Origin of the sequence: Neobacillus sp. PS3-40 (assembly GCF_030915485.1) — a bacterium.
Lineage (GTDB): Bacteria > Bacillota > Bacilli > Bacillales > Cytobacillaceae > JAUZPL01.
Genome location: NZ_CP133266.1, coordinates 2,386,348 through 2,410,410, shown reverse-complemented (window position 1 = coordinate 2,410,410; position 24,063 = coordinate 2,386,348). Strand labels below are relative to the sequence as shown.

Genomic DNA, 24,063 nt, shown 5'->3' with positions numbered 1-24,063 from the left:
TTATTTTCCCCTTGTAATTTCTACAGCTACAGATTTATAGTGGCCAGGTATAGGTGGGTCCGGTTTAATTATTTTCACTGTAACTTCTGTTATGGAAGATGATTTCCCCAAAATGTTTTGTGAAATCCTTTCAGCCACCGCTTCTATTAGCTTATATGGTGTTCCTTCCACAACTTCTTTGCAAATACTATAAAGTTCACCGTAGTTAACCGAGTAGGCCAAGTCATCCGTTTCTCCAGCCCTTTTTAAATCCAATGAAACAACTAAATCAACAACAAACCGCTGACCAAGTCTGTTTTCTTCTGGGAAAACACCATGATATCCATAAAACTCCATTTTATTAACGTATATTTTATCCAATAAAATCACCCTTGCTCATTAAGGCATCCATCATTTTAGCCATCCTACTCATTTCTTTAACGTCATGAATTCGAATCATTTGACAACCCTTTTGAATACCGTAACAGATGCTTGCACCGGTGCCCTCTACTCTTTCATTAACTGGCAAATTGAGGGTATTGCCGATCATTCTTTTCCGCGAAGTAGCGAGAAGAACAGGATAACCAGTCGCAACAAGTTTATCAAGGTTTTGCATCATTTCAATATCCTCCTGATAATCTTTAGCAAAACCAATACCTGGATCTAGGATAATATTTTCGTCTTTAACACCCGCCTTTTTGACAAGCAAAATACTTTCATAAATATCATTCAAAACATCTCTACTAAATGACTGGTAGTCACGTTCAAGACGATTATGCATTAATATAATCGGTACATTGTATTCAGCTGCAACCTTTGCCATTTTATCATCAAACTTAGCACCCCATATATCATTTATGATTTGGGCACCTGCTTCAATAGATTGTCTTGCAACCTCAGCTTTAAAGGTGTCAACTGAAATGGGAACATGAACGTGTTCAGAAATGGCCTTAACTGCAGGTAGTACTCGTTCTAACTCCTCCTCTAAAGAAAGAGGCGTATGCCCAGGCCGAGTAGATTCCCCTCCAATATCAATGATATCTGCTCCATTATCAACCATCTGTTTTGCATGTTCTATTGCTTTGTCGATCATATTAAATTTTCCACCGTCAGAAAATGAGTCTGGGGTAACATTTAAGATCCCCATTATAATTGTCTTTTTTCCGTAGTCTAATGTATATGGACCACATTGAATAGTACTTCTCGGGAATTTATTCATCTACTATCCCTCCACCTAAAAAGTCTTGCCTACCAATTATACCAAAGTTCATCATTTTCGCTTTGATCAAACATTAAAAAAAGAGGCTTCGGACTAAAGTAGTCTCCGCCTCTTTTGCTGTTTTATTCCTCATCGAATTGGTATAGTGGTGTGCTTAAGTAACGTTCTCCATTACTTGGGATAATCGCTAGAACTTTTTTTCCTTTTCCAAGTTCCTTTGCCACCTTTAAAGCAGAGTAGATAGCAGCTCCAGAGGAAATTCCTCCAAGAATTCCTTCTTCTTTGGCAGCACGGCGCGCATATTCAAATGCATCCTCTGTTCCAACTTGGATCACTTCATCATAGATCGAAGTATCTAATGTATCTGGAATAAATCCTGCTCCGAGTCCTTGGATTTTATGTGGACCAGGCTTTCCACCGGATAAAATAGCAGAATCCTTTGGCTCAACTGCATATATTTTGATATTAGGGAAGTTTTCGCGGAGAACACTCCCTGCACCTGTGATAGTTCCACCTGTTCCGATCCCTGAAATAAATGCATCTAATTGATCCATTTGCTGAACAATTTCTGGACCCGTAGTTCTTCTGTGAACTTCTGGATTTGCTTGATTTTTAAATTGTTGCGGCATAAAGTAGCCATTTTCCTCAGCAAGTGCACCTGCTTTGGCAATTGCTCCTTTCATCCCCTCTGGTCCAGGTGTTAAAATTAACTCTGCACCGTAAGCACGAAGTAAATTTTTTCTTTCCATACTCATTGTCTCAGGCATAACGAAGATTGACTTATATCCTTTTGCTGCCGCAATCATCGCAAGCCCGATACCTGTATTTCCACTTGTTGGTTCAATAATTGTATCTCCAGGTTTAATTTGGCCTTTTTCTTCTGCAGCTTCAATCATTGCTAACCCAATACGATCCTTAACGCTACTTCCGGGATTCATATACTCCAACTTTAAATAAACCTCTGCACTATTTTCATCGACTAACCTGTTTAATTTAACAATTGGCGTTTGACCGACTAAATCGGCGACTGAATTTGCTACACGCATTTTAAAGACCACTCCTAATCCGAGTATTTTTATTGGTATTATATAGAATTTACCAGTTTCTCACTTATTTTGTCAATCTTTTTGCTACTTATTTTGCTCATGTTTATATTGTATTAAAAATGCACAGAAAATAGATTCTGTGCATTTTCACTTATTGTCTTTGTTTCCCATAAAACCACTTAACCTTTGCATCATCCCAAAAATTTCTAGCTGTTGCAGGTATTTTCATTTGCTCCATTGCAATTTGTCGACGTATTTGATCTTTTACATCTTTAAAAGAGTAGTTTTTTCCATGTATAATTTTATGAAGTTTAATGATTGCATACCCTTGATCAACTTTTATGAGATGACTCCACTCCCCCACCTTTAACCTCTTGGCTTCTTGGATATACTTTTCTGGATGCTGGTCATCTTCTTCAGTTATGAAGCCAATATCCCCTCCTTGATTGGCCGAGAATTCCTCAATTGAGCGTTCCATCGCTAATGTAGAAAAGCTCGATCCATGGGACAACTCCTTCAATGCATTGTTTGCTTCTTTTTTGGATTTAACAATGATATGGGATAAATGATAGGCCGTAGGAACATCAAACAAATCTTTATTTTCTTTAAAATAGCTTTCCATTTCTTTATTCGAAACAATTACATCCTTTGTTAAAATTTCCTCAAGCAGCAAGCTATTTTCAATTTGTTCTTTCCACTTTTTTTCATTAACAATCTTGTTTTGACTTGCTGATCCATACGTTGTTTGAATCATTCGAAATTCTCGTTCTACATCTTGGTCAGGAACTTTAATTTTATATTTCGCTGCCATTTCTTTAATAACCTTTTGATCAATCATGTCTTTTAAGACATCCTTACCATATCTAGCTTCTAATTCATTTAGCCAGTCCTGCCTCGAAATAGAGCTTTCTCCAATAGTTGCCACTTCTTCATCCAAGGCCTGTCCATCTGTTGCTTGAGCCCTTGATAGAAAAAAAGCTATTGTAAGGCAATTTAGCAAAATAAGACCCGCTATTACAAGCCAAAGTTGCTTCCTCCTCAACTGCTTCTCCCCCAATGAACTATTCTATTTTGCTTCTCTTTTTAAAGTTTCCAATTCTTCTTTAGAAAAATGATATTTTTCATTGCAGAAATGGCAATGAGCTTCAGCCATACCATCTTTTTCAATCATATCCTCTATTTCAGCACTACCTAAACTAACAATAGCACCTCCGAAACGATCCTTTGAACAATTACATTCGAAACGTACTGGCATTTTTTCTAAAACCTTTAGTTGTTCCTTGCCAAAAAGTTCTTCTAAAATCTCTTCAGGAGATAATCCCTGTTGAATTAATCTTGAAATAGGGGGTATAGTTTTTAATCGTTCTTCGATTTTTGTAATCGTTTCATCTTCCGTCCCAGGCATTAATTGAAAAATAAATCCCCCAGCCGCTAGGATCGTATCATCCGGATTTACCAAAACTCCAACTCCAACGGAAGATGGAATCTGTTCAGATGAAACAAAATAATAAGTAAAATCCTCTCCTAATTCACCAGAGACAAGCGGTACCTGCCCACTGAAAAAGTCACGAAGTCCTAGATCCTTAACGACAGTTAATGTCCCGTTCGTTCCTACTGCTCTCTTGACATCAAGCTTTCCATGCTCATTTGCTTCAAAATCGACGTGAGGATTGGTTACATACCCACGAACTTCCCCTTTGCCATTACTATCGACAAGAATATTACCAATCGGGCCGCCACCATCGATTTTAATCGTTAGTTTTTCTTCACCTTTTAACATAGCACCCATCATGACCCCTGCAGTGACAGATCTTCCTAATGCAGCAGAAGCTGTGCGCCATGTATCATGACGGCGCTGTGCTTCATCAACTATTTTTGTGCTACGAACTGCATAGGCCCTTACTTGTCCATTGAAAGCAAGTGCTTTTACGAGATAATCATTCATCAATATATACTCCTTGTTAACCTTATTTTGTTGGTTCTACAGCATTTTTTATCACATTTTCATGAATTGAATATGTCGTGAAACTTATCGTACGTTTCTTAGCATATCCATGTTTCGCTTATAGATAAGCTGTAAACCTTTTAAGGTCAAATAGGGATCAACAATATCAATTATGCTCGATTCTTGGGCAATTAGGTTTGATAATCCACCAGTGGCAATAACAGTAGGGATTTGCTCACTTTGATCCTTCATTCTTCTGACTATACCTTCTACTTGCCCTACATACCCATAGACAATCCCTGCTTGCATAGCAGATACAGTATTTTTCCCAATGATACCCTCAGGTCGAGCTATTTCAATTCTCGGAAGTTTTGCAGCTCTGGAATAAAGTGCTTCTGTTGAAATACTTATTCCAGGGGCGATTGCTCCCCCTAAGTATTGGCGATGTTCGTTAATGTAACAATAGGTAGTTGCAGTCCCAAAGTCGACAATGATAAGTGGGCTACCGTATTCATGTATGGCCGCAACAGCGTTTACGATTCGGTCAGCACCAACTTCTCTAGGATTTTCATATTTAATGTCAAGCCCCGTTTTAACACCAGGACCCACTACAAGAGGTTTCAAATGAAAATACTTTTGACACATTCTTTCTAATGCAAACATGATCGGAGGAACAACAGATGAAATGATTATTCCTTTAATATCCGATAATGAAAGATCCGAATGATCAAACAACGATTTAATTGCCATTCCAAACTCATCTTCTGTACGATTTCGATTTGTTTCAATACGCCAATGATGTTTAAGCTCATCACCTTGATATACACCTAAGACAATATTTGTATTTCCAACATCAAATACAAAAATCAAATAGATCACCACTTTATCTAAATTCTAGAATTTCACTGCAAATATCATATCATAAAATTTTTAATCATGAAAAAAAGAGTGCTTCATTTGAAGCACTCAGGTGTAAGTTTTTTATATTAATGGTTTATCATCAGCAGGTGAAGATTCAGAATCGGTTGATTTAGGAGGATCTACTTTTTCATCCTCTTCTTTCTTGGATCCGAAATTTACCTTAACGTCATCTGCCTTTTTTAAATCAGTCTTACTCACATCAACAGTTGGTGTCCGATCTGGCAGGCTTCCCTTTTCAACAAGGTGTTTGATCTGTTCTGCATCAAGTGTTTCAATTTCAAGAAGTGTTGTTGCAATAAGATCAAGCTTATCTCTGTTTTCAGTCAATACCTTTTTCGCCTTTTCGTAACACTCTTTGATAATACGTTGGATTTCTAAGTCAATATCGTATGCAAACGCCTCAGAGTAATTTTGCTCATTATGAAGGTCACGGCCAAGGAAAACCTGACCTCCTTGTTGACCAAATTGTAATGGACCAAGCTTTTCACTCATGCCGTATTCCATTACCATTTTCCGAGCAATTCCAGTTGCGCGTTGGAAGTCGTTGTGTGCACCTGTACTTACCTCACCGAAAACAATTTCTTCAGCGACACGTCCGCCTAATAGGCCGACGATTTTATCAAGTAATTCAGGTTTTGTCATGAAGTAACGGTCTTCCTTAGGAAGCATGACAGCATAACCGCCCGCCTGTCCGCGAGGAACAATCGTTACTTTATGAACCATGTCTGCAGTTTCAAGAACTACTCCGATAACCGTATGGCCACCTTCATGGAAAGCAACTATCTTACGTTCTTTTTCAGAAATGACACGGCTCTTCTTAGCAGGTCCAGCAATTACCCGGTCTGTTGCTTCGTCGATATCTTCCATTTCGATTTTCTTTTTACTTCGACGGGCCGCAACCAGTGCTGCCTCGTTCAATAGATTTTCTAAATCAGCACCAGAGAATCCAGGTGTCCTTTGCGCAATACTTTTTAAATTAATGCCATCATCTAAAGGCTTATTACGAGCATGTACTTTGAGTACTGCTTCACGGCCAATAACATCTGGACGATCCACTGTAATTTGGCGATCAAAACGTCCTGGACGCAATAATGCTGGATCCAAAATATCTGGGCGGTTAGTTGCTGCAACAATAATAACGCCCTCATTCACTCCAAAGCCATCCATTTCAACTAGCAATTGATTTAACGTTTGTTCACGTTCATCATGTCCGCCACCTAAACCAGCACCACGTTGACGACCAACTGCATCAATTTCATCAATAAATATGATACATGGAGCGTTTTTCTTGGCTGTTTCAAATAGATCACGTACACGAGATGCTCCGACCCCAACAAACATTTCAACGAAATCAGATCCGCTGATAGAGAAGAATGGAACACCAGCTTCTCCTGCTGCTGCGCGAGCAAGCAATGTCTTACCTGTACCTGGTGGTCCTACAAGTAGGACACCTCTTGGAATTCGAGCACCAAGTTCAGCAAATTTCCGTGGATCCTTTAAGAATTCGACTACTTCTACTAGCTCTTGCTTTTCTTCATCTGCACCAGCTACATCTTTAAAACGAACTTTTTTCTTATCCTCGTTATAAAGCTTGGCTTTGCTTTTGCCGAAATTCATTACTCGGCCACCGCCGCCTTGTGCCTGATTCATTAAGAAGAAAAATAAGATAAAGATAATCACAAACGGAATAATTGACGTAAAGAATGTTACCCATCCGCTTGTTTCCTTCGCTGGCATTACCTCTACCTTAGAGGTTGCTGCAGCTTTATCAATTCGATCTTGAATCTTGTCGCTATTTGGAATATAGGTTAAGAAATTTTTATTCTTATTAACCCCTTTAAACTGACCGCGTACTTCAAAAACTCCTCGGTCTGGCTGCATGGAAAACGATTTAACCTCTCCACTTTCTAAAGAGGATACAAATTTATCATATGATATATGATCTGTTGGCTCATTGCTTCCATTAAAGAAGCTAACCACACCTATAATGACTAAAAATATCAATAAATAAAAGATGGTATTACGGAAAATCCGATTCATCCCTTACCTCCTCCCACCGGTAAAAAACTATACTAAATAGTAACATAGAAAATCATGCCAATTCAAGGAATAACATTTATAAAACCGGTCTTTACTTGTCTCGAAGCTTTTTTATCATAACGACGTTCTTTCTTGCAAAAATGGTATAGAGAAAGAACTTCTTCTCTATAGGATTTGCTTAATCATTGTTACTATATACTTCAGGTTTTAAAACACCAATATATGGAAGGTTACGGTACTTTTCAGCATAATCCAAGCCATACCCAACAACAAACTCATCAGGTACATGAAAACATACATAATCAGCTTTTATAGCACTTTTTCTTCCAGATGGTTTGTCAAGTAAAGTAACAATTTTAATTGATTTCGCTTTACGGTAACGGAAAAGTTCAACAAGATAACTTAAGGTTAACCCACTATCAATGATATCCTCAATAATGAGTATGTCCCTACCTTCCACGGAGGTATCTAAGTCTTTCAAAATTTTCACTTCACCTGATGAGACCGTTGAATTTCCATAGCTAGATACATCCATAAAGTCCATTTCTAAGTAGCAATCTAACCGTTTTAATAGATCAGCCATGAAAGGCATTGCCCCTTTTAAAACGCCGATTGCTAAAGGAAAACGATCCTTATACTCCTCGGTTAATTGACCTGCTAACATTTTAATTTTCTCTTCGATCTCTTCTTCAGTAACTAATACCTTTTCAATATCTCTCTTCATCCTAAACTTTGCCCCCTAAAGCTCATTCCTAGTATATGTAAGCTGAATATAGTTTCTTACTGAGTTATCCAAGTTATCCAAACCTTCTAATGCTGATTTTTTCAAACCTGGAAGCCAGAGTATGAAACCTTCTCTGTCGGTAACAATTGGCCATCTATCCCTTTCTTGGATTGAAACTTTACAATCGATAAAAATATCCTTAAGTTTTCTGGATCCTTCCATTCCCTTCAAGGACATTCGATCCCCATTTTTCCTCGTTCGTACCAACAAAGGCAATTTAATCTTGTCTGCATGAAATAATGCTATACAAGAATTTGATGCATTTGACGGAGAGTTAACATAGTCCATCATTAGCTTGCCAAAGTTCGGTAAGTCAATTTGTCCTGGGTCTCCCAATTCAAAATGATATGACTGGGAATTCTCCACTTCAAATTGAAAATAACACTTTAGATATGAACGAATTACTTTTAATCCTTCCGGAAAATCAAGCTTCCCTGATGGATGTAAGTGGTGAATCAAAGAAAAAATTTGATCAATATGTATAGCAGAAAGCGAAGAGGGCCTTTCCTCGTAAAGATAGTTTAATATTAGTTGAATACCTCTCCTTTGTAAAGGCAAAGGCATAGCAAGAAACCTTTTTATATCAATGGTTATTTGTTGTGCTTCCCTTTTAGTCATTACAGTTTTCATGAATTCCTTTGTTAAATCCTGAAGAAATATCTCATCGCCTTGTAATTCTTCGCTAAAGCGCTGAAAATGTTCATGAACTTTTCGGTTTTCTGATTTTAAAAAAGGGAGAATTTCCTTCCGGAATCGATTCCGTGTATAAATGCTTTGTTCGTTACTTGGATCTAGTCTGGGATTTATTTGGCTATCCTGGCAATACTGTTTGATTTCTTGCTTTGTTATACTTAAAAACGGGCGGAAAATAAAGCCTGATTCAAATGGGCGCAAAAAGGGAATACCTGCCCTTGCTTTACCAGTACTTCCCCTCGTTAATCGCATGAGGATGGTTTCAATTTGATCATCACCATGGTGGGCAAGAGCGAGATATGAATAATTATACATATCCATAACCTTTGCAAAAAAAGAAAAGCGTGCCTCCCTAGCAGCCACTTCCGAACTTTGGCCAGTTTGTGTCATTATTTTCGGAACATTGATTTGAACCATTTCAAATGGGATAGAGTGCTGTTCACAAAAACCTTTAACGAACATAGCATCCTGAAAGGATTCCGCGCCTCGGAACATATGATCAACATGGGCAACCACAATTGAAAGGTTCCTTTTTACCCTTTGGCCCAAAAGAAAGTGAAGCAATGCCAAAGAATCAGGTCCTCCCGAGACCCCAACAACCATTTCCTTATTATCTAATAAGAAGGACTGTCTTTCAAGAAATGCCTCTACTTTAGTCTCTAACATTGTGTACTCTTCCTTATCTTTTTCCTTTACTTTAACACAAACGCCTAAATCTATTGTTCCTATTATTTACGAAATAACTTAATAAAAGTTTCAAAAATTATTTGATTTTAAATTAATTGTTTCAAAATGTACATAATATAAAATAAGACAATCAACATGATTATAATAGTTGTTTCAACCCAACCACTTCTTTTCTTTTTTTTCTTATACTTTTGGCGTGTTTGAGGTTGGCTTACCGGTTTTTTCGGTGGGGCACTTTGATGTTGAACCCTACTATTATCTGGTGATGAGCGAAAAGGAGGATCAGGCTTAGTTTTATCAATTACTACTGACAATAAATCCATCCTCATCTCTTTCGCACTTATATAATGCCCTTGCAACGATTTTAAAAGTACCCTTTCAAATGGGATTAGTTCTTTCTTTTGTTTAATTGCCTCCTTTAATTGAGATATACCACCTGTTGTTTTGTTAAAACGTTTAGGATAAGCAGTATTTATCAAGATCATCCCAACAGCAAATAAATCGTAAGACGGTTCTGCCTTTCTTGTTCCTAATCCCCAATAGCCCCGATCATAAAATTCTGTAAATTCCTTAATCGCTCTACCACGAATCGTCGTACCTCCTACATCGATACATCTTATTTTTACCGGTGGCCCTGTGACAATGAGGTTCTCCGGTTTTAAGTCACCAAATACCCAGCCATTTTCATGAAGCTTATCAAGATCATTTAATAGTTGAAGAAATAAAACGATTGTCCACGATTCCCCGTTTTGCTTAATAAAAGACAACAGGTCGGGTCCATGAATATATTCCATGGCGTAAAATGAAACTCTACCTTGATTGTTTTGCCAATCATCAACATCAAGCAAAGAAGGCCCGAGGGCAGCAGACCCCTGGACCTTCGCGAATGATTTTAAGACGTTCACCTCAGAGGTTATGGACATGCCGTTATCACTCATTTTCAAAGCGACTTGACCATTTTGATTTTTTGCAAGGTAAACAACCCCATTTGCTCCATTACCAAGTTCCCTTAAAACTGTATATTGAAGTGCATGCCATTTCCCTTGGATTACTGTGCCCGGACTTACTTTACATTGACTCTTCAAAGAATGATTCATCATCACGGGAAATAAGACTCCTTAGTGAACGTTTTTTATTGAATGAGGATAGGGCTGCACGAATAGCTGGACCTGTAGGAGTGATTCCTCCTGTTGTCAGTTGTGAAAAAACACTAGTCAAAGATTGTAGCTTAGGAGTCCAATCCAACAACATTTCGACATCATTCTTTTTCCCTGGAAAGGCAAATACAGAGAAGTAATTTTCCCCTATTCTAGCATTTAAGCTTAACGAGAGATCTAAGATCGCTTCTTTAACAGTTGGGAGTTTTTGTTTCATACTGGCACTTGAGTCAACAAGAATCAACACTTCTAATTCAACCGTTTCACCAAGTTCATCGACCACTTCCATCACTTCGCCCCTCTTTTCAGGGGGTAAATCCTCCATGGTTTGAAAACGACCCAATATTTGTTGCAGCTCCTTGTTTACCACACCTTGTATTGTCTGTGTCATCGCTTTTTGAGTAACCATTTGTACTGTTTGAGAAAGTTGTTGTGCGTAAACAATTTGGCTAACGCCTCCACCCGACATAGCGATATTCTCAATTTCTTTCATTCCCTTTTCATCAATAACATCCTGCTCCATTACACCAATTACATTAACTGTAATGCCCTCTTCTTTTGCCAGTGCAGCCATCGCAATTGGATTCTCTCCCTGATTGGAGCATCCATCTGTAATCAATAAAATTTGTCGGATTTTTCCTGTATACATAGTTATTCCCCTCCGATAAAGCGTATTGTTCCCATTTTCGACGATGCGGGGCGTATTTATACATAAAATCCATTATTATGGCATAAAATATTCTTTTACGCTTTTCGTTTTATCTTTTGGACGGGGATAGTTGCCCATTTAGGTGTATTATGCTTTATGCTTGCTACCGTTACAGTCATATCATCTTCAATTAACCCTGAACTTGAACGAATAACCTCCTCCATGATTAAGTCAGCTACTTCCTGAGGATTATTTGTCTGAAGTTCTTGGATTTTCCTTTTCATCCATATATCATAGTTTTCAACATGTTTTGGTCCCTCAAAAACACCATCACTCATCATGATCAGCAGGTCTCCTGCCTTTAATTGTTGGCTCACTACATCAACTTCAAATTCATGGAGAATTCCCATAGGTAAATTACTTGATTGGATTTTGATTACCTTGCTTCCTCTTTTGATAAAGCTTGGAGTTGATCCGATTTTCAGAAATTTTGTTGAAGCATTTTGGAGATCGATCATTGCTAAGTCCAAAGTTGAAAAAATTTCATCCGTTGTTCGCAAAGAAAGCACCGAATTGATAGATTTTATGGCTACCTTTTCTTCTATACCAGATTGCAGTATTTTTTGAAGAAGTTGCAGTGTTTCCTTACTTTCATCATGGGCTCTCTCGCCATTGCCCATGCCATCACTAATTGCGATGGCAAATTTCCCGCCTCCGAGTTCGATTGTTGAATAGCTATCCCCAGAAACAAAACCCCCATCCTTAGCAGCATGGGCAACCCCTGTTTCAACTATATAGGCTTTTGCTGATCTAAACGTAGAATGACATAAACCCGTAGGATATGCTGAACAGTCTTCTAAATCGACAACAATTGTTTCTCCAAGAATATCCGATAGCATAGGTGCGATTAACTTTTCACATTCACCATGCCCATTACAAAAAGGAACAGACATATCAATATCAACATTCCCTTTTTCGAGGCTGTAGATTTCCACTTGTTCAATCTGAATACCAAACTCCTGAATAGCCTCCAAAATCTGTTCTTCCTGCCTGTGATGATTCTCTCGTTCCCGTTGAATTTCTTTTGCAAAGTTATCCATCACCTCAGAGACACCCTGTAGCTGATCAGCCACTAACCTTCTGCTTTCCTGAACTTGTTTTTTTAACTTTTGGTTTGCTTGGTAAAAAGTTAATTCCTGCCCAATTGCATCCATTACCTTCTTTGACTTTGTACAGTACTTGTCCCAATCTCTCCCAAGCTTTGCAGAAACAACCCCATTATTTTGGCCCATCTCATGAATAATTCCCTCCATATATTCATACGTTGTATTAAAGTTCTTTGTCCAACAATGTTCCTTTTTAAAGCAAGTTTGGCAGGTCTTTTCGGTCACATTGCTTAAAAAATAGTCCAACTCCCGCTCATCTTCATTATCACTTGGCAGTTGTTGATCATATTGAGAAAAGCTTTTTGAAAGAGCGTGAAACACAGTTGAAAATTGCGAAACCCGCTGTGCTGTTACATCTCTCATTTTTCTCATATATTTTTGCTGTTCAGTTGTATATTCAGGTGTGCCTGGAATATACTTTGCCAGCCTTGAGGTGAAAGATTTTGGCGTTAATAGAAATAGGCCAACCGCTGCTGTTGTTTCCAAAATAGTAAGAAGGATGGAGCCACTGCCTTCTCCGTACATACCAATTAAAAGGGTAGCAATAAATAATCCTATCGAAACGCCAATTTTCTTACCTTCCTTTAATAAACCGCCCAACACCCCAGAAAAGGCAAGTAAACTCATATGGGAAAAGCTAGAAACATTTGCAAGACTAAAAATTAAGCCTGTAACTACCCCTACAGTCGAACCAACCGTAGCACCGGCTACATAGGAAAAAACAAGCACTAAATAACGTGACATAATATGCTCAACAGAAAGGTCATAGACGATCCACCCAATTGTTCCTGTCATAATCGACGCAAGCATAATAATTAAACAAACAATTTCCTCTGTCTTCAAGGTTTGCATCCGCTTGCTTTGCGTTAATAATGGAATACTTTGCAGGAAAATAAGTGTCAAAATAAACGCAAGACTAGCTTGTACACCCGTCATCATTCCATCATAAAGGGATAATTGTTTAGTCAATAACAATGTTTCAGCTAACTTTCCAATTGCAAGGATGATTCCAACATAAAAAGGTAATGACCTTGCTTCATTTTTCAGCCATTTTTTGCTGATCCGGAAAACAAGTAAGAACAAAAAGGAAATGGCAAATGTAGAGGATGCATTGCTTAAGGAAATGGTCGCTGCGCCTATAACTAATCCGATTAAGGAAAGCGGGGCTCTATCCCTTTTAACAAAATACACAACTGCGAAAAAAGGGAGACTAAAAGGAGTAAGCTTCGACAAAATTAAAGCACGTCCGAGCAAAAAGCCAACCAACAATAAAAGATAACCTCTTTTTAGTAGAAAACTTTCCACGTTTAATTGAATTTTCTTCGCAGTTTTTGACAGGTTCAATTTTGAATGAATACTAACATCCCCAACCGGTTCAATTAAAATCCTTTCTACCTTTTCCATATATAGCATTCCCCCATCATTTCTATCAATGTTGATAGTATAAAAGGTGAAAGATTAAAAGATTGTCAAAAAGGCGGACAAGCAAAGAAAATTTGTTCGACGTATTTCATGTTATTTATTGAAAAATTGCTATCTTTGACAAAAACCAATCTATTTTTACAAAAATCATTGACAACTTTTTTATACATATGTATTATATTATTTGTGTCTTTATCGTGGCGGTGTAGCTCAGCTGGCTAGAGCGTACGGTTCATACCCGTAAGGTCGGGGGTTCGATCCCCTCCGCCGCTATTACAAAAGGAGAAATACCCAATTGGGAATTTCTCCTTTATTTATTATTGGACAAACCTTCTTATAAATAGGCTGTGTTAAAGGCGAATGTTGATTTTTACACCTGTTGATTGGAGCGGAAGGCGCTCGACTCCTGCCGGATGAAGAGGTCACGGGAGCCTCCCCGCGGAAAGCCAGCGCCTGGAGCGGAAATCAACAACCAAGTTTAACAGAGCTTATAAATAAAGAAAACTAGGCTATCCTATTAGCAAAAAAAAACAGGCCAAACTGACCTGTCTTTGCATTATTCATGCTATTCAATCGAAATCTCTTTATTCCGATTAAAGAAGCAGCAAGTTAACCCCGTCTAGCTCCTCTTCCTCCACGTTTGGATTCCGTATTTCGCTTTAAGGAAGTTAAACGATCCTCACTATCCTTTAAAAACCGTGCCATTTTGGATTCAAAATTTTCCGGTTTAGGGTTATTTCGGTCGTTGGCTCTGCCTTGTCGAGGGCGTTGTGAATGGGAATGGGTCTTTGGCGCTTCAGGTCTATCTTTTGCCTTTTTAATCGATAATCCTATTTTCCCATCCTTTTCAACATTAATCACTTTCACTTCTACTAGATCGCCAACTTTAAGATGATCATTGATATCCTTAACATAATTCTCAGCGACCTGACTGATGTGAACGAGTCCTGTTGATCCATCTGGAAGCTCGACAAACGCTCCGAAATTTGTAATTCCTGTTACCTTCCCTTGTAACTTGCTGCCTACTTCAATTGACATAAAAAGATTGCTCCTCCTTAAAAATAGTTAAAATCAAACTTACTATATATTATACAGAAAGAGGAAAATTGGTGCCAATTACCTTAATTACTGGTTGATTTTCCCTTTCCATTATCCGGTATGTTGAAAATAACTTCATTCTTATCAGAAAAAAAGTACTCTTTCCTTGCCAGTTTTGCAATATATTCATCATCATTTAATTTAATAATATTTTCTTTAAGGATTTGTTGCTGTTTTTTTAAACCAGAGAATTCTTTATCGAGATGCTTCTTTTGAGCCATTTTTGCATCCAATGCAGAGGTCTGGGAAAGAATGCTAGAAATCATGAAATACGATGTAAAAGCAGCAAAAAGTAAGAAAATGGATAGCCTTCTAAAGAGAAGTTTTCTCTTCCTCACTGTTGTCAATGAAGCAAATTCTTGTTGCTGCACATATGTTGAATGGATTTTTGCTACATTTTTCTTTCGTATGGCGCTCATTTTCTCGCAACCTCCTTGCCTACTTTTATTTCTTCCACTTTCGAATCCATTTAGTAACATAATTCTTGATTCTCTTAAAATTTCCTGCTGCACCATTATAAAACTTCTCGACTGTTTTTTTAATCCCTTTCGGCAAAAGTTTCCAAAATAGTAATAAAATTTTCCCGATTGGCTTAAAAAACATCTTTATACATAATAGTAAAACTTTGAAAATAAACTTGACAAGGGTAAAAAGACCCCTGCCAAGAAATAAAGTAATGTAAATAATCAGGTTAAACAGTCCACGGACAGGTTTATAGATGATTATGATAAAGGCATTCTTAAGAAAGGTTAAAATAGAAATTACTGCAAATATAAATATTTCCAGTAACCTTAAATAAATGCGCTTGAACAAACTTTGATATGCGGCATATCCACATAATAGGGCAATAAATATATAAAGCCTTACTTCACCCATGTTTACCTGAAATAAGACATAAAAAATGATAAGTGCCTGAATAACCCAAAATAAGATATCATTGAAGAAAACAAGCAATTGCCTTCTTTTGGGGCGATGCAAAAAGCGCTGATATGTATCAAACATAACCCCAAACAGCGCCCCCATTCCAATCATGGATAGCATTGTTAAAAATTGCGTTGAAAGTGTCATCGGAATAATTTACTAAAGAATCCTTTAGCTTTCTCCCCATGTTGGTCATCTAAATAGACTAACTCAAAAATCTTACCTTTAATGGAGACGATTCCCTTATCAACATCAAGATTTTTCATTTGTAGATTTTGTCCCTTAATTGCTAGAAAACCCATAGTTGTTTCAAGTAAAAATTCTTCATTATCAAAACTTTCAACCTGTTTAACACCCGTTATCTCGAGAAGCTTTCTCCCTCTCATGATGACATCATGATCCGGAACAGAACCTTTCGTTTGGTTCGATTCATAATATTGGCTCATCCTTCATCCCTCACAATCACTTAGTACAACCTTTAGTACATATGTATGTAATGGATAATGGAATTAGAACAAGCTTAAAACGAGCAAGTACCTTATTACTTCCACTCGGTCGTGCTATCCATCGAACCAAGTTTTTCTTCTTTTAGAATTGTATACATATCAGCCGCTTCTTCTTTTCGAGAAATTTCCTGAATTCTATCAATTCTTGCAGTAACCACTCTTTGACCCAGCCGAATCGTAAGTTCGTCACCCGCTTTTACAGTTGAACTAGCCTTTGCTTCTTTTCCATTTATTTTGATTCTGCCTTGATCAGATACTTCCTTTGCTAATGTTCTTCTTTTAATAATTCGAGATACTTTCAAAAATTTATCTAAACGCATCATAATCCTCCTAATTTTGCTTCATCCCAATAATGATCTAATTCTTCAAGAGAATGTTCCTCAAATTCCTTTCCACTTTCCTTAACCCTTTCTTCAACAAAGTGGAAACGTCGAATGAATTTTTCGTTTGTTTCAAACAATGCTTCCTCAGGATGAATGTCTAAAAATCTTGCTACATTAACAAAAGCAAATAACAAATCGCCAAACTCTCTTTTAGCAAGGATTGATTGTTCCTTCGTCCCATTTAATTCATTTTCAAACTCTTGAAGCTCCTCTTTAACTTTCTCCAATGCTGGACCTATTTCCTTCCAATCAAATCCAACTTTTGCTGTTTTTTTTTGCAGTTCATATGCCCTTATTAAATTAGGCAATGAAAGGGAAACTCCTTCTAGCAGAGATGAAGATGTAGTAGTATTCTTTTCATTCTTCTTAATCTCCTGCCAATTTTGTACGACCTCTTCAGCTGTTTCCACATGTGTATTTCCAAACACATGTGGATGCCTGCGAATCATTTTAGCAGAGATCCCTTCAATGACATCATTAATAGAAAAATATCCCTCATCCTCGCCAATTTGCGCATGGAGTAGAACTTGAAGAAGAACGTCACCAAGTTCCTCAACTAAGTGGTCAATATCTCCACAATCGATTGCATCTATAACTTCATATGTTTCCTCAATTAAATACTTTTTTAAAGATTCATGAGTCTGTTCTTTATCCCAAGGACAGCCATTTGGACCTCTTAATTTTGCAATTATTTCCCGGAAATAAGAGAAGTCTTTCCACTGTATTTGCTTGTCCTTTACAGGAGGAACATAAACTGAGGTAAGATTGTTGAGTGTCACTTTTCGGTCCAATTCATATAAGGGCAGCCTTTCAATATGCTCACCCTTACTTCCAGCAGCAGTTGCAATTATTACCTCATAATCATCAGGATATCTTTCCATCAAGGTTAATTTTACTTCTGATGCAACGAACTGATCATATACCTGACTAATAATAATGTGCTGATTAAGCTGCAAACTATCAGCTTCAAGTGACGTACCGTCAAGCAATTGAAACCCCTCAACTGGATCGACTTTTAACGTTTGAAAGAGCGCATCTAAGAAACTTTGCCCTCCACCTATGACAATCTCTACATCTTCCTTTGGACCTAATTCTAATAACAATTGAACGGTTCGTTCCGCAACAAGTGGATGGCCTGGAACAGCATAAATAACCGTATTATTTTTAGCCTTATTCAATAATTCCCTCGTAATTTCTTGATAAACTTCTTCAAATTGATCATGTTTCTCATAAATTCCGTCAAATGAGGAAAACTGAAGGCCCTCTTTTTCTAGCTCTGCAATGACAGGATGCTCTTTTGTACGTAAAAATAAATGTGTTGATTTCATTATTTTTTTATAAATACCATATGGCAGTTGCTCAATATCTCCTGCACCTAAGCCAAGTATTTCAATTTTATTCACGACTGTTTCCACTCCTATCTTCATGACGCAAAAATAATGCTAACTTATTTCCAAATGGGATTAACTTAATATCCTCCTCTTGGAATACGTTCCCTCTTATTACAATCCCCATAAATACAACTCCACCGATAAAGACGGCAGTAATTGATTGAATAGCGGCAAATAAGCGGCTAGACTCGGTTAAAATATGTAAGAAACTGGTCGCAAAAAGAACCACCTTTACTATAAGTACCATCAGCAAACTGGCAAAGAGAACCGTTTTAAAAAAACGAAACGAATAGATTGGCCTCATTACTATTTTTTTAAATTTAACAGTTACTATTATGCAGATAAGAGCTAATGTGATAACAGAGGCGACCGCTGCTCCCATAGTTCCAAAACGCGGAACCAATCCCTGGTTTAAAAAGTATTTTATTGGAAGACCTGCAATTATTATAACGGCTGGGAACGTCATATTCCCTAGTCCTTGCAATATGGCGACCATAGTGGAAATGATGGTATTAAAGAAGATAACTATACTCAGTACACCCAACATAGACGATCCCAAGTCATTTTCAAAAAGCATCATATTTGTGGGTCTTATAATTGCCGCCAACCCTGCGGTTGCCCCTACACCAATGACAAAACTAATCTTCATTGCTAATTGAATTTTATGATGGAGTAATGCAGGCTTCTTCTTTAATCTTTCACTGGTGATTAAAGGTACAAGGGAAAGTGACATTGAAGTTGCTACAACTGTTCCTAACTGGATTAACGGCTGGCCCCGATCAAAAATACCTTTTAAACCTTTTGCCGTTTCCTTTTCAATCCCACTGGAAACTAGTAAGGAGTATAAATTTAATGAGTCAGCCATTTGAATGAAAATCATCAGCATTCCACTTATACAAATGGCAAGTCCTTGAGAAAAAAGAGCCTTAAAAATCCAACCTGATTCAAACAGATCTTTTCTTATAGAAGCCCGATTAATGGTAAACATATTCCATTCTTTACGAATCCAAAGAAATGTAAACAAAATAAAGGCTGAAACAAGGCTTCCTGTGATTGATCCAAACATAGCCCCGCCACCAACAAGATAAAGGGAATATCCCTTTTTTACAAGCAAGTAGGATAATAGGATGATGGTTGAAACACGCATTACTTGTTCTCCAACTTGTGAAACAGCAGTAGGAACCATATTCCCACTTCCTTGATAATATCCCCTTAACACTGAAATAAATGGGAACATAAGAAAAACGATTGAAACAACTTTTAACAAAATGGCTAATTTCGGATCATTCATCCATAATGCAATTCTATCAGCTCCAGCATATAGAATTGTAAAGCAGAGGATACCAAATAATTGAAGAAAGATATATGACATTACTAAAAGCCTTTGGGCACCTTCAAAGTTACCTTTTCCTCTTAATTCTGCAAAGAGCTTCGAAATAACAACAGGGAACCCGGTTGTTGCCAAAACAACAGCTACCCCGTAAAAGGGATAAACTTGCTGGTAAATATAAAAGCCGACATCCCCAACGATGTTTTGAAAAGGGATCCGGTAAACTGCACTGAGGATTTTTATAATTAAGGCGGCTATTGTTAAAATAAATGCACCCTTAAATAAATCCTTCGATTGATTAGCGGGCTTCATTGCCCCTCCCCTTCCAAAATGAACTCCATCGTATTATAGCACAGGAAACAGCACCTTTACTTATCCAAAACGGTTAGGTACTTTTTACAACAAGAAAAAAAGACAGCAAGGTTACTGTCTTTTCTCCTACCTATTTAAACTTATTATTAATCCATTTGTCTTGCTAAGAAACCAGCTGCTGTTTCAACAGACTTTTGCTCCACTTCTCCAAGGGTTCCTTCCTTAGCGAAAACGATTACGGCACCAATTGGATCGCCATTCGCGATGATAGGACCAACAGTATATGCTGAGATTACTTCTTCATTTCCATCTGATAAAGCAACATTTTCCTGTTTGTTCATAAGAACTGAATTGCGTTCTTCCATCATTTTTTCAATCATATCACTGATATTCTTATTCAAATAATCCTTTTTAGAGCCCCCAGCTACTGCAATGTAGGTATCTCGATCACAAATTAATACTGGATTTCCCAGACTGTCGAAAAGGGCCTCAGCATATTCTTTTGCAAAATCACCTAACTCACTAATGGGTGAGTATTTCTTTAAAATAACTTCTCCATCACGATCCACAAAGATTTCCAACGGATCGCCTTCACGAATCCTTAAAGTTCTGCGAATTTCCTTAGGAATGACCACACGACCCAAATCATCGATCCGACGAACAATACCAGTTGCTTTCATCTAATGTTGCCTCACTTTCATCTGATGATTTTATCATTTGGTAATGACAATCTTTCCTTTTTGTTGAAATCATCACCAACTTTGAACTTAGTATCTTTCATCTGGAAAGTTATATACGCATTCGTTGTATTTTTTATCTTTCGTATTAATCATGCCAACTGTGGGGATACATGGTATTTAACTATTATTTTTACCCAACAGGGTTCTTTTCACCTTTTTTCGCTCCTTGAAGTCCTTTGATCATTTCAAACGCAATATTTAGCCATTGGGCTGTTTCTTTCCCTTTTATATGAATAACCATTTTTAATTTATTTCCATCCATACCAAGGCTAATCATTCTTCCAAATTGGCTGCTCACCTTAAAGACCTTCTGTCCATCAATATGGCTACTTGCTTTTTCACTTACTACTATCGTTACCTCTTGTTTCAGTTGCTTAATAAGTTCAACTCCAGCTAAACTTGCATAAACCTTCATTTCAGCAACTTGGAATAAATAGGATACCTCATCTGGGTATTCACCAAAACGATCAAGCATTTCACTTTGAAGTTCTTCAATATCTTCAAGTGTTCTTACACCCCTAAATCGTTTGTACATTTCAATCTTTTGATGCCCATCTCTAATATAGGTATCAGGAATATAAGCATCAATTTCAAGGTCAATTTCTACTGATCGCTTCTCTTCCTGTTTAACATCTATTTTTCTCTCTTCAATGGCTTCTTTTAACATCTGAGAATAAAGATCAAATCCAACCGAATCAATAAATCCATGCTGTTGGGCACCTAATAAGTTTCCTGCACCACGGATTGATAGATCCCGCATTGCAATTTTAAAGCCAGAGCCAAGCTCCGTAAACTCTTTAATAGCCTGCAAACGCTTTTCAGCAATCTCTGTTAATACCTTATCCTTTCGATGCGTAAAATAGGCATACGCAATTCGATTGGAGCGACCAACACGCCCTCTTAGTTGATAAAGCTGGGAAAGTCCCATTCTATCCGCATCAAAGACAATAAGCGTGTTTACATTTGGAATATCAACACCTGTTTCGATAATTGTTGTACTAACAAGAACATCAGACTCACCCGACAAGAAACTTAACATAGTAGACTCTAATTCATTTTCTGACATCTGACCATGTGCAAAAGCTACTCGCGCATCCGGAACTAGCATAGAAATTTCTTCTGCTTTTCTTTCAATATCTTCTACCTTGTTATATAAAAAGTAGACTTGTCCAGCGCGGGCAAGTTCTCGTTCAATCGCTTCTCTGACAAGTGACCCGTTGTATTCCATTACATAGGTTTGTACAGGAAAACGATTCTCCGGCGGTGTCTCAATAACGGATAAATCTCGTACTCCAAGCATTGACATATGAAGTGTCCGCGGAATAGGAGTCGCTGTTAATGTTAAAACATCCACATTTGTTTTTAACTTTTTAATCTTTTCTTTATGTGTTACTCCAAATCTCTGCTCTTCATCAATAATCAAAAGACCAAGATCATGATAAACAATATCCTTTGAAAGCAAGCGATGTGTTCCCACAACAAGATCAACTGTCCCTGTTTTTAACCCTTTTATTGTTTCAGTCTGCTGCTTTTTCGTGCGAAAGCGGCTTAATAATCCAATATTGATCGGGAAATCCTGGAACCGCTCCCTCATTGTCTCATAATGCTGCTGTGCTAAAATAGTCGTCGGAACTAGCAAGGCGACTTGCTTACCATCTGCAACAGCCTTAAATGCAGCCCTTAAAGCTACCTCTGTTTTTCCATACCCAACATCGCCACAAAGCAAGCGATCCATTGGTCGTTCCTTTTCCATATCCCTTTTAATTTCATGGATAGAACGAAGTTGATCTTCCGTTTCTTGATAAGGAAACGCAGAATCAAAATCTCGTTGCATTTCACCATCAGGGGAAAAGGAATAACCAACTGCCGCTTCCCGCTCAGCATATAATTTGATTAAATCATCTGCAATATCCTGAACAGACGATTGAACTTTCTTCTTAACTTTCTTCCAATCTGTTCCACCAAGTTTATAGATTTTTGGCTCTTTTCCTTCTGAACCAACGTACTTTTGAACCAAATCAATTTGTTCCACAGGCACATAAAGTTTATCTGTGCCCTGATAGCGAATATGAAGATAATCCTTGTGGATACCATTGATCATCAGTGTTTCGATTCCTAAATATTTTCCAATACCGTGATTAACATGGACAACATAATCGCCAATCTTTAATTCTGAATAACTCTTAATCCTTTCGGCATTCGAGAGCTTTTGGCGGCGAGTACTCTTCTTCACTCGTTTATTAAAAAGTTCTTCTTCTGTAATGATAGCTATTTTCTGTATCGATAGTTCAAACCCTGTATGTAGGTTTCCCTTCATAATCTGTACTTTTCCAGGCAAAATTAATTGATTTTCCGATAATAGGGATACATCAATTTCATAGTCCTCTAAAACTCGTTCTAGCTTCTTGACGCGATCTTCGTCTGGACCTAAAAATAGAACAGAATAATTCCCCTTTTTCCATCTCTCTACCTCTGCCTTTAGCAAATGCATCTGCCCATGAAAGTTTTGCATCTGTTTACTAGTTACATTAATAATGTTTTGTGGGTTCGTATTTGCAACATGACGAAGAAACAAGGACATATACAAAATGGGGAAATTCCTTCTTTGTATTAATCCCTGCAGGTCATGAGATATTTCCAAATCATGAACAATTTGACCTTCACTAAGCAATGATGTGTACCATTCTGCTTCTTCTCTTTCAAGAGAATCATTCATTTCTTGTACCCGACTAATTTCATCGATAATCACGAGACCGTCATGCGGAAGATAGTCTAGTAAACTATTAGTACGTTCATATGCTATGGATAAATACTTAACTACTTGATCTGGCTTTTGTCCATTTTTCAGCTGTTCTATTTCATAACTAATATTTTGAGAGAGCTGTATTTTAGCTTTATCATTTTTTAACTTCTTTAAGCTTGAAGAAAGTCTATTCTCCAGTTGTGTTATTAGGCGGCTGTACTCACCCTCATCAAACAGAACTTCTGTGGCAGGACCAATTGTGACTTCAGAAACTTTTTCCTTTGATCGTTGGTTATCGAGCGAGAAAAACCGGATGGAATCTATCTCTGTGTCGAATAACTCTATCCTAAGTGGATTTGATTCTGTTATGGGGTAAATATCAATTATCCCTCCTCTAACACTAAATTCACCTGGAGTAGCAACCATTTCCGTTCTTACATAGCCCATTTTGACAAATAAATTGAGCATCTCATCAATATTTACATCTTGCCCTATTTTTAACGTGAGCTGGTATGTGTTCCACAATGTCTTTGGGGGAAGAATCTTCCTTAATCCAGCAATAGGAACAATCAAAATCCCACCCTTATTTTTGCTTAAATGATTTAACGCCTCTATCCTTTGGGCTTTCATTTCTGGACTTGCAATGCTCATCTCTGCAGCTATTAATTCATTCGTTGGATATAAATAAACTTTATTCTCATCTATTAGATTTACAAGGTCATCATAGAGCTTTTGAGCCTGTAATAGATTATGGGTTACTAATAGAATAGGCCTTTTTAATTGATCATACATCGACGCAGCAAATACAGTTCTGGCTGACCCTGACAACCCAGCAATGAGCTGTTCTTTTAAACCTTCATTAATCCCTGTCAAGATAGATTGGAGATCACTTTGTTGTAAAAATAATTTTTTAAGACCTTTCATCATATCC

General features: G+C 37.5%; 21 protein-coding genes and 1 tRNA gene. 1 reads left to right on the top strand and 21 read right to left on the bottom strand.

All coding sequences use genetic code 11. From position 1 onward, the window contains the following. The 12 genes from folB to spoIIE form a co-directional block, all read right to left on the bottom strand. Nucleotides 1–360: a dihydroneopterin aldolase gene (folB, locus tag RCG20_RS11725; RefSeq protein WP_308180342.1), complete on the bottom strand. Its 360-nt coding sequence runs from the start codon at nt 358–360 to the stop codon at nt 1–3. After that, nucleotides 353–1,198 carry a dihydropteroate synthase gene (folP, locus tag RCG20_RS11720; RefSeq protein WP_308180341.1) on the bottom strand — a complete coding sequence of 282 codons (846 nt, stop codon included), beginning with the start codon at nt 1,196–1,198 and terminating at the stop codon, nt 353–355. Before folP ends, folB begins: the two co-directional genes overlap by 8 nt. 122 nt (nt 1,199–1,320) lie before the next feature. Then, nucleotides 1,321–2,244 carry a cysteine synthase A gene (gene cysK / locus RCG20_RS11715; protein WP_308180340.1) on the bottom strand — a complete coding sequence of 308 codons (924 nt, stop codon included), beginning with the start codon at nt 2,242–2,244 and terminating at the stop codon, nt 1,321–1,323. Nucleotides 2,245–2,395: 151 nt separating this feature from the next. Continuing rightward, nucleotides 2,396–3,286: a peptidyl-prolyl cis-trans isomerase gene (locus tag RCG20_RS11710; RefSeq protein WP_308180339.1), complete on the bottom strand. Its 891-nt coding sequence runs from the start codon at nt 3,284–3,286 to the stop codon at nt 2,396–2,398. Between the two features lie 24 nt (nt 3,287–3,310). Further along, nucleotides 3,311–4,189, bottom strand: coding sequence for an Hsp33 family molecular chaperone HslO (gene hslO, locus RCG20_RS11705; RefSeq protein ID WP_308180338.1), 879 nt, complete (start codon nt 4,187–4,189; stop codon nt 3,311–3,313). 84 nt (nt 4,190–4,273) lie between these two features. Next, nucleotides 4,274–5,059, bottom strand: a complete 786-nt coding sequence (locus RCG20_RS11700) for a type III pantothenate kinase (RefSeq protein WP_308180337.1) — start codon at nt 5,057–5,059, stop codon at nt 4,274–4,276. A gap of 111 nt (nt 5,060–5,170) precedes the next feature. After that, nucleotides 5,171–7,150 (bottom strand): ATP-dependent zinc metalloprotease FtsH, encoded by a 1,980-nt coding sequence (ftsH, locus tag RCG20_RS11695; RefSeq protein WP_308180336.1) that lies wholly within the window; start codon nt 7,148–7,150, stop codon nt 5,171–5,173. Nucleotides 7,151–7,328: 178 nt separating this feature from the next. After that, complete coding sequence (gene hpt / locus RCG20_RS11690; RefSeq protein ID WP_308180335.1) at nt 7,329–7,874, bottom strand: hypoxanthine phosphoribosyltransferase; 546 nt, start codon at nt 7,872–7,874, stop codon at nt 7,329–7,331. A gap of 15 nt (nt 7,875–7,889) precedes the next feature. Next, on the bottom strand, nt 7,890–9,293 hold the full coding sequence (gene tilS / locus RCG20_RS11685) for a tRNA lysidine(34) synthetase TilS (protein ID WP_308180334.1): 1,404 nt from the start codon (nt 9,291–9,293) through the stop codon (nt 7,890–7,892). Nucleotides 9,294–9,400: 107 nt separating this feature from the next. Next, nucleotides 9,401–10,414, bottom strand: coding sequence for a serine/threonine protein kinase (locus tag RCG20_RS11680; RefSeq protein WP_308184334.1), 1,014 nt, complete (start codon nt 10,412–10,414; stop codon nt 9,401–9,403). After that, nucleotides 10,383–11,120, bottom strand: a complete 738-nt coding sequence (locus tag RCG20_RS11675) for a VWA domain-containing protein (protein WP_308180333.1) — start codon at nt 11,118–11,120, stop codon at nt 10,383–10,385. Before RCG20_RS11675 ends, RCG20_RS11680 begins: the two co-directional genes overlap by 32 nt. Nucleotides 11,121–11,215: 95 nt before the next feature. Then, nucleotides 11,216–13,690, bottom strand: coding sequence for a stage II sporulation protein E (gene spoIIE, locus RCG20_RS11670; protein ID WP_308180332.1), 2,475 nt, complete (start codon nt 13,688–13,690; stop codon nt 11,216–11,218). Nucleotides 13,691–13,907: 217 nt separating this feature from the next. Here spoIIE and RCG20_RS11665 point away from each other — a divergent pair. Continuing rightward, nucleotides 13,908–13,981 (top strand) — tRNA-Met (locus RCG20_RS11665). 336 nt (nt 13,982–14,317) lie between these two features. On the opposite strand, the gene RCG20_RS11660 is transcribed toward RCG20_RS11665, so the two are convergent. From RCG20_RS11660 to mfd, 9 genes are all read right to left on the bottom strand, one after another. Continuing rightward, nucleotides 14,318–14,746 (bottom strand): S1 domain-containing RNA-binding protein, encoded by a 429-nt coding sequence (locus tag RCG20_RS11660; protein ID WP_308180331.1) that lies wholly within the window; start codon nt 14,744–14,746, stop codon nt 14,318–14,320. Between the two features lie 83 nt (nt 14,747–14,829). After that, nucleotides 14,830–15,225: an FtsB family cell division protein gene (locus RCG20_RS11655; RefSeq protein WP_308180330.1), complete on the bottom strand. Its 396-nt coding sequence runs from the start codon at nt 15,223–15,225 to the stop codon at nt 14,830–14,832. A gap of 25 nt (nt 15,226–15,250) precedes the next feature. Then, on the bottom strand, nt 15,251–15,874 hold the full coding sequence (gene yabQ, locus RCG20_RS11650) for a spore cortex biosynthesis protein YabQ (RefSeq protein WP_308180329.1): 624 nt from the start codon (nt 15,872–15,874) through the stop codon (nt 15,251–15,253). Further along, complete coding sequence (yabP, locus tag RCG20_RS11645; protein WP_308180328.1) at nt 15,871–16,173, bottom strand: sporulation protein YabP; 303 nt, start codon at nt 16,171–16,173, stop codon at nt 15,871–15,873. The genes yabQ and yabP overlap by 4 nt, the downstream gene beginning before the upstream one ends. 95 nt (nt 16,174–16,268) lie before the next feature. Beyond that, the gene (locus RCG20_RS11640; RefSeq protein WP_308180327.1) at nt 16,269–16,553 is read right to left on the bottom strand and encodes an RNA-binding S4 domain-containing protein; all 285 of its coding nucleotides are present in this window, start codon (nt 16,551–16,553) and stop codon (nt 16,269–16,271) included. Then, nucleotides 16,553–18,019, bottom strand: a complete 1,467-nt coding sequence (mazG, locus tag RCG20_RS11635) for a bifunctional methyltransferase/pyrophosphohydrolase YabN (protein WP_308180326.1) — start codon at nt 18,017–18,019, stop codon at nt 16,553–16,555. Before mazG ends, RCG20_RS11640 begins: the two co-directional genes overlap by 1 nt. After that, nucleotides 18,012–19,649 carry a putative polysaccharide biosynthesis protein gene (locus tag RCG20_RS11630; RefSeq protein ID WP_308180325.1) on the bottom strand — a complete coding sequence of 546 codons (1,638 nt, stop codon included), beginning with the start codon at nt 19,647–19,649 and terminating at the stop codon, nt 18,012–18,014. The genes mazG and RCG20_RS11630 overlap by 8 nt, the downstream gene beginning before the upstream one ends. 146 nt (nt 19,650–19,795) lie before the next feature. Beyond that, a complete protein-coding gene (gene spoVT, locus RCG20_RS11625) occupies nt 19,796–20,329 on the bottom strand; it encodes a stage V sporulation protein T (protein ID WP_308180324.1) in 534 nt (177 codons plus the stop codon). 190 nt (nt 20,330–20,519) lie between these two features. After that, the gene (gene mfd / locus RCG20_RS11620) at nt 20,520–24,056 is read right to left on the bottom strand and encodes a transcription-repair coupling factor (RefSeq protein ID WP_308180323.1); all 3,537 of its coding nucleotides are present in this window, start codon (nt 24,054–24,056) and stop codon (nt 20,520–20,522) included. Nucleotides 24,057–24,063 lie beyond the last annotated feature (7 nt).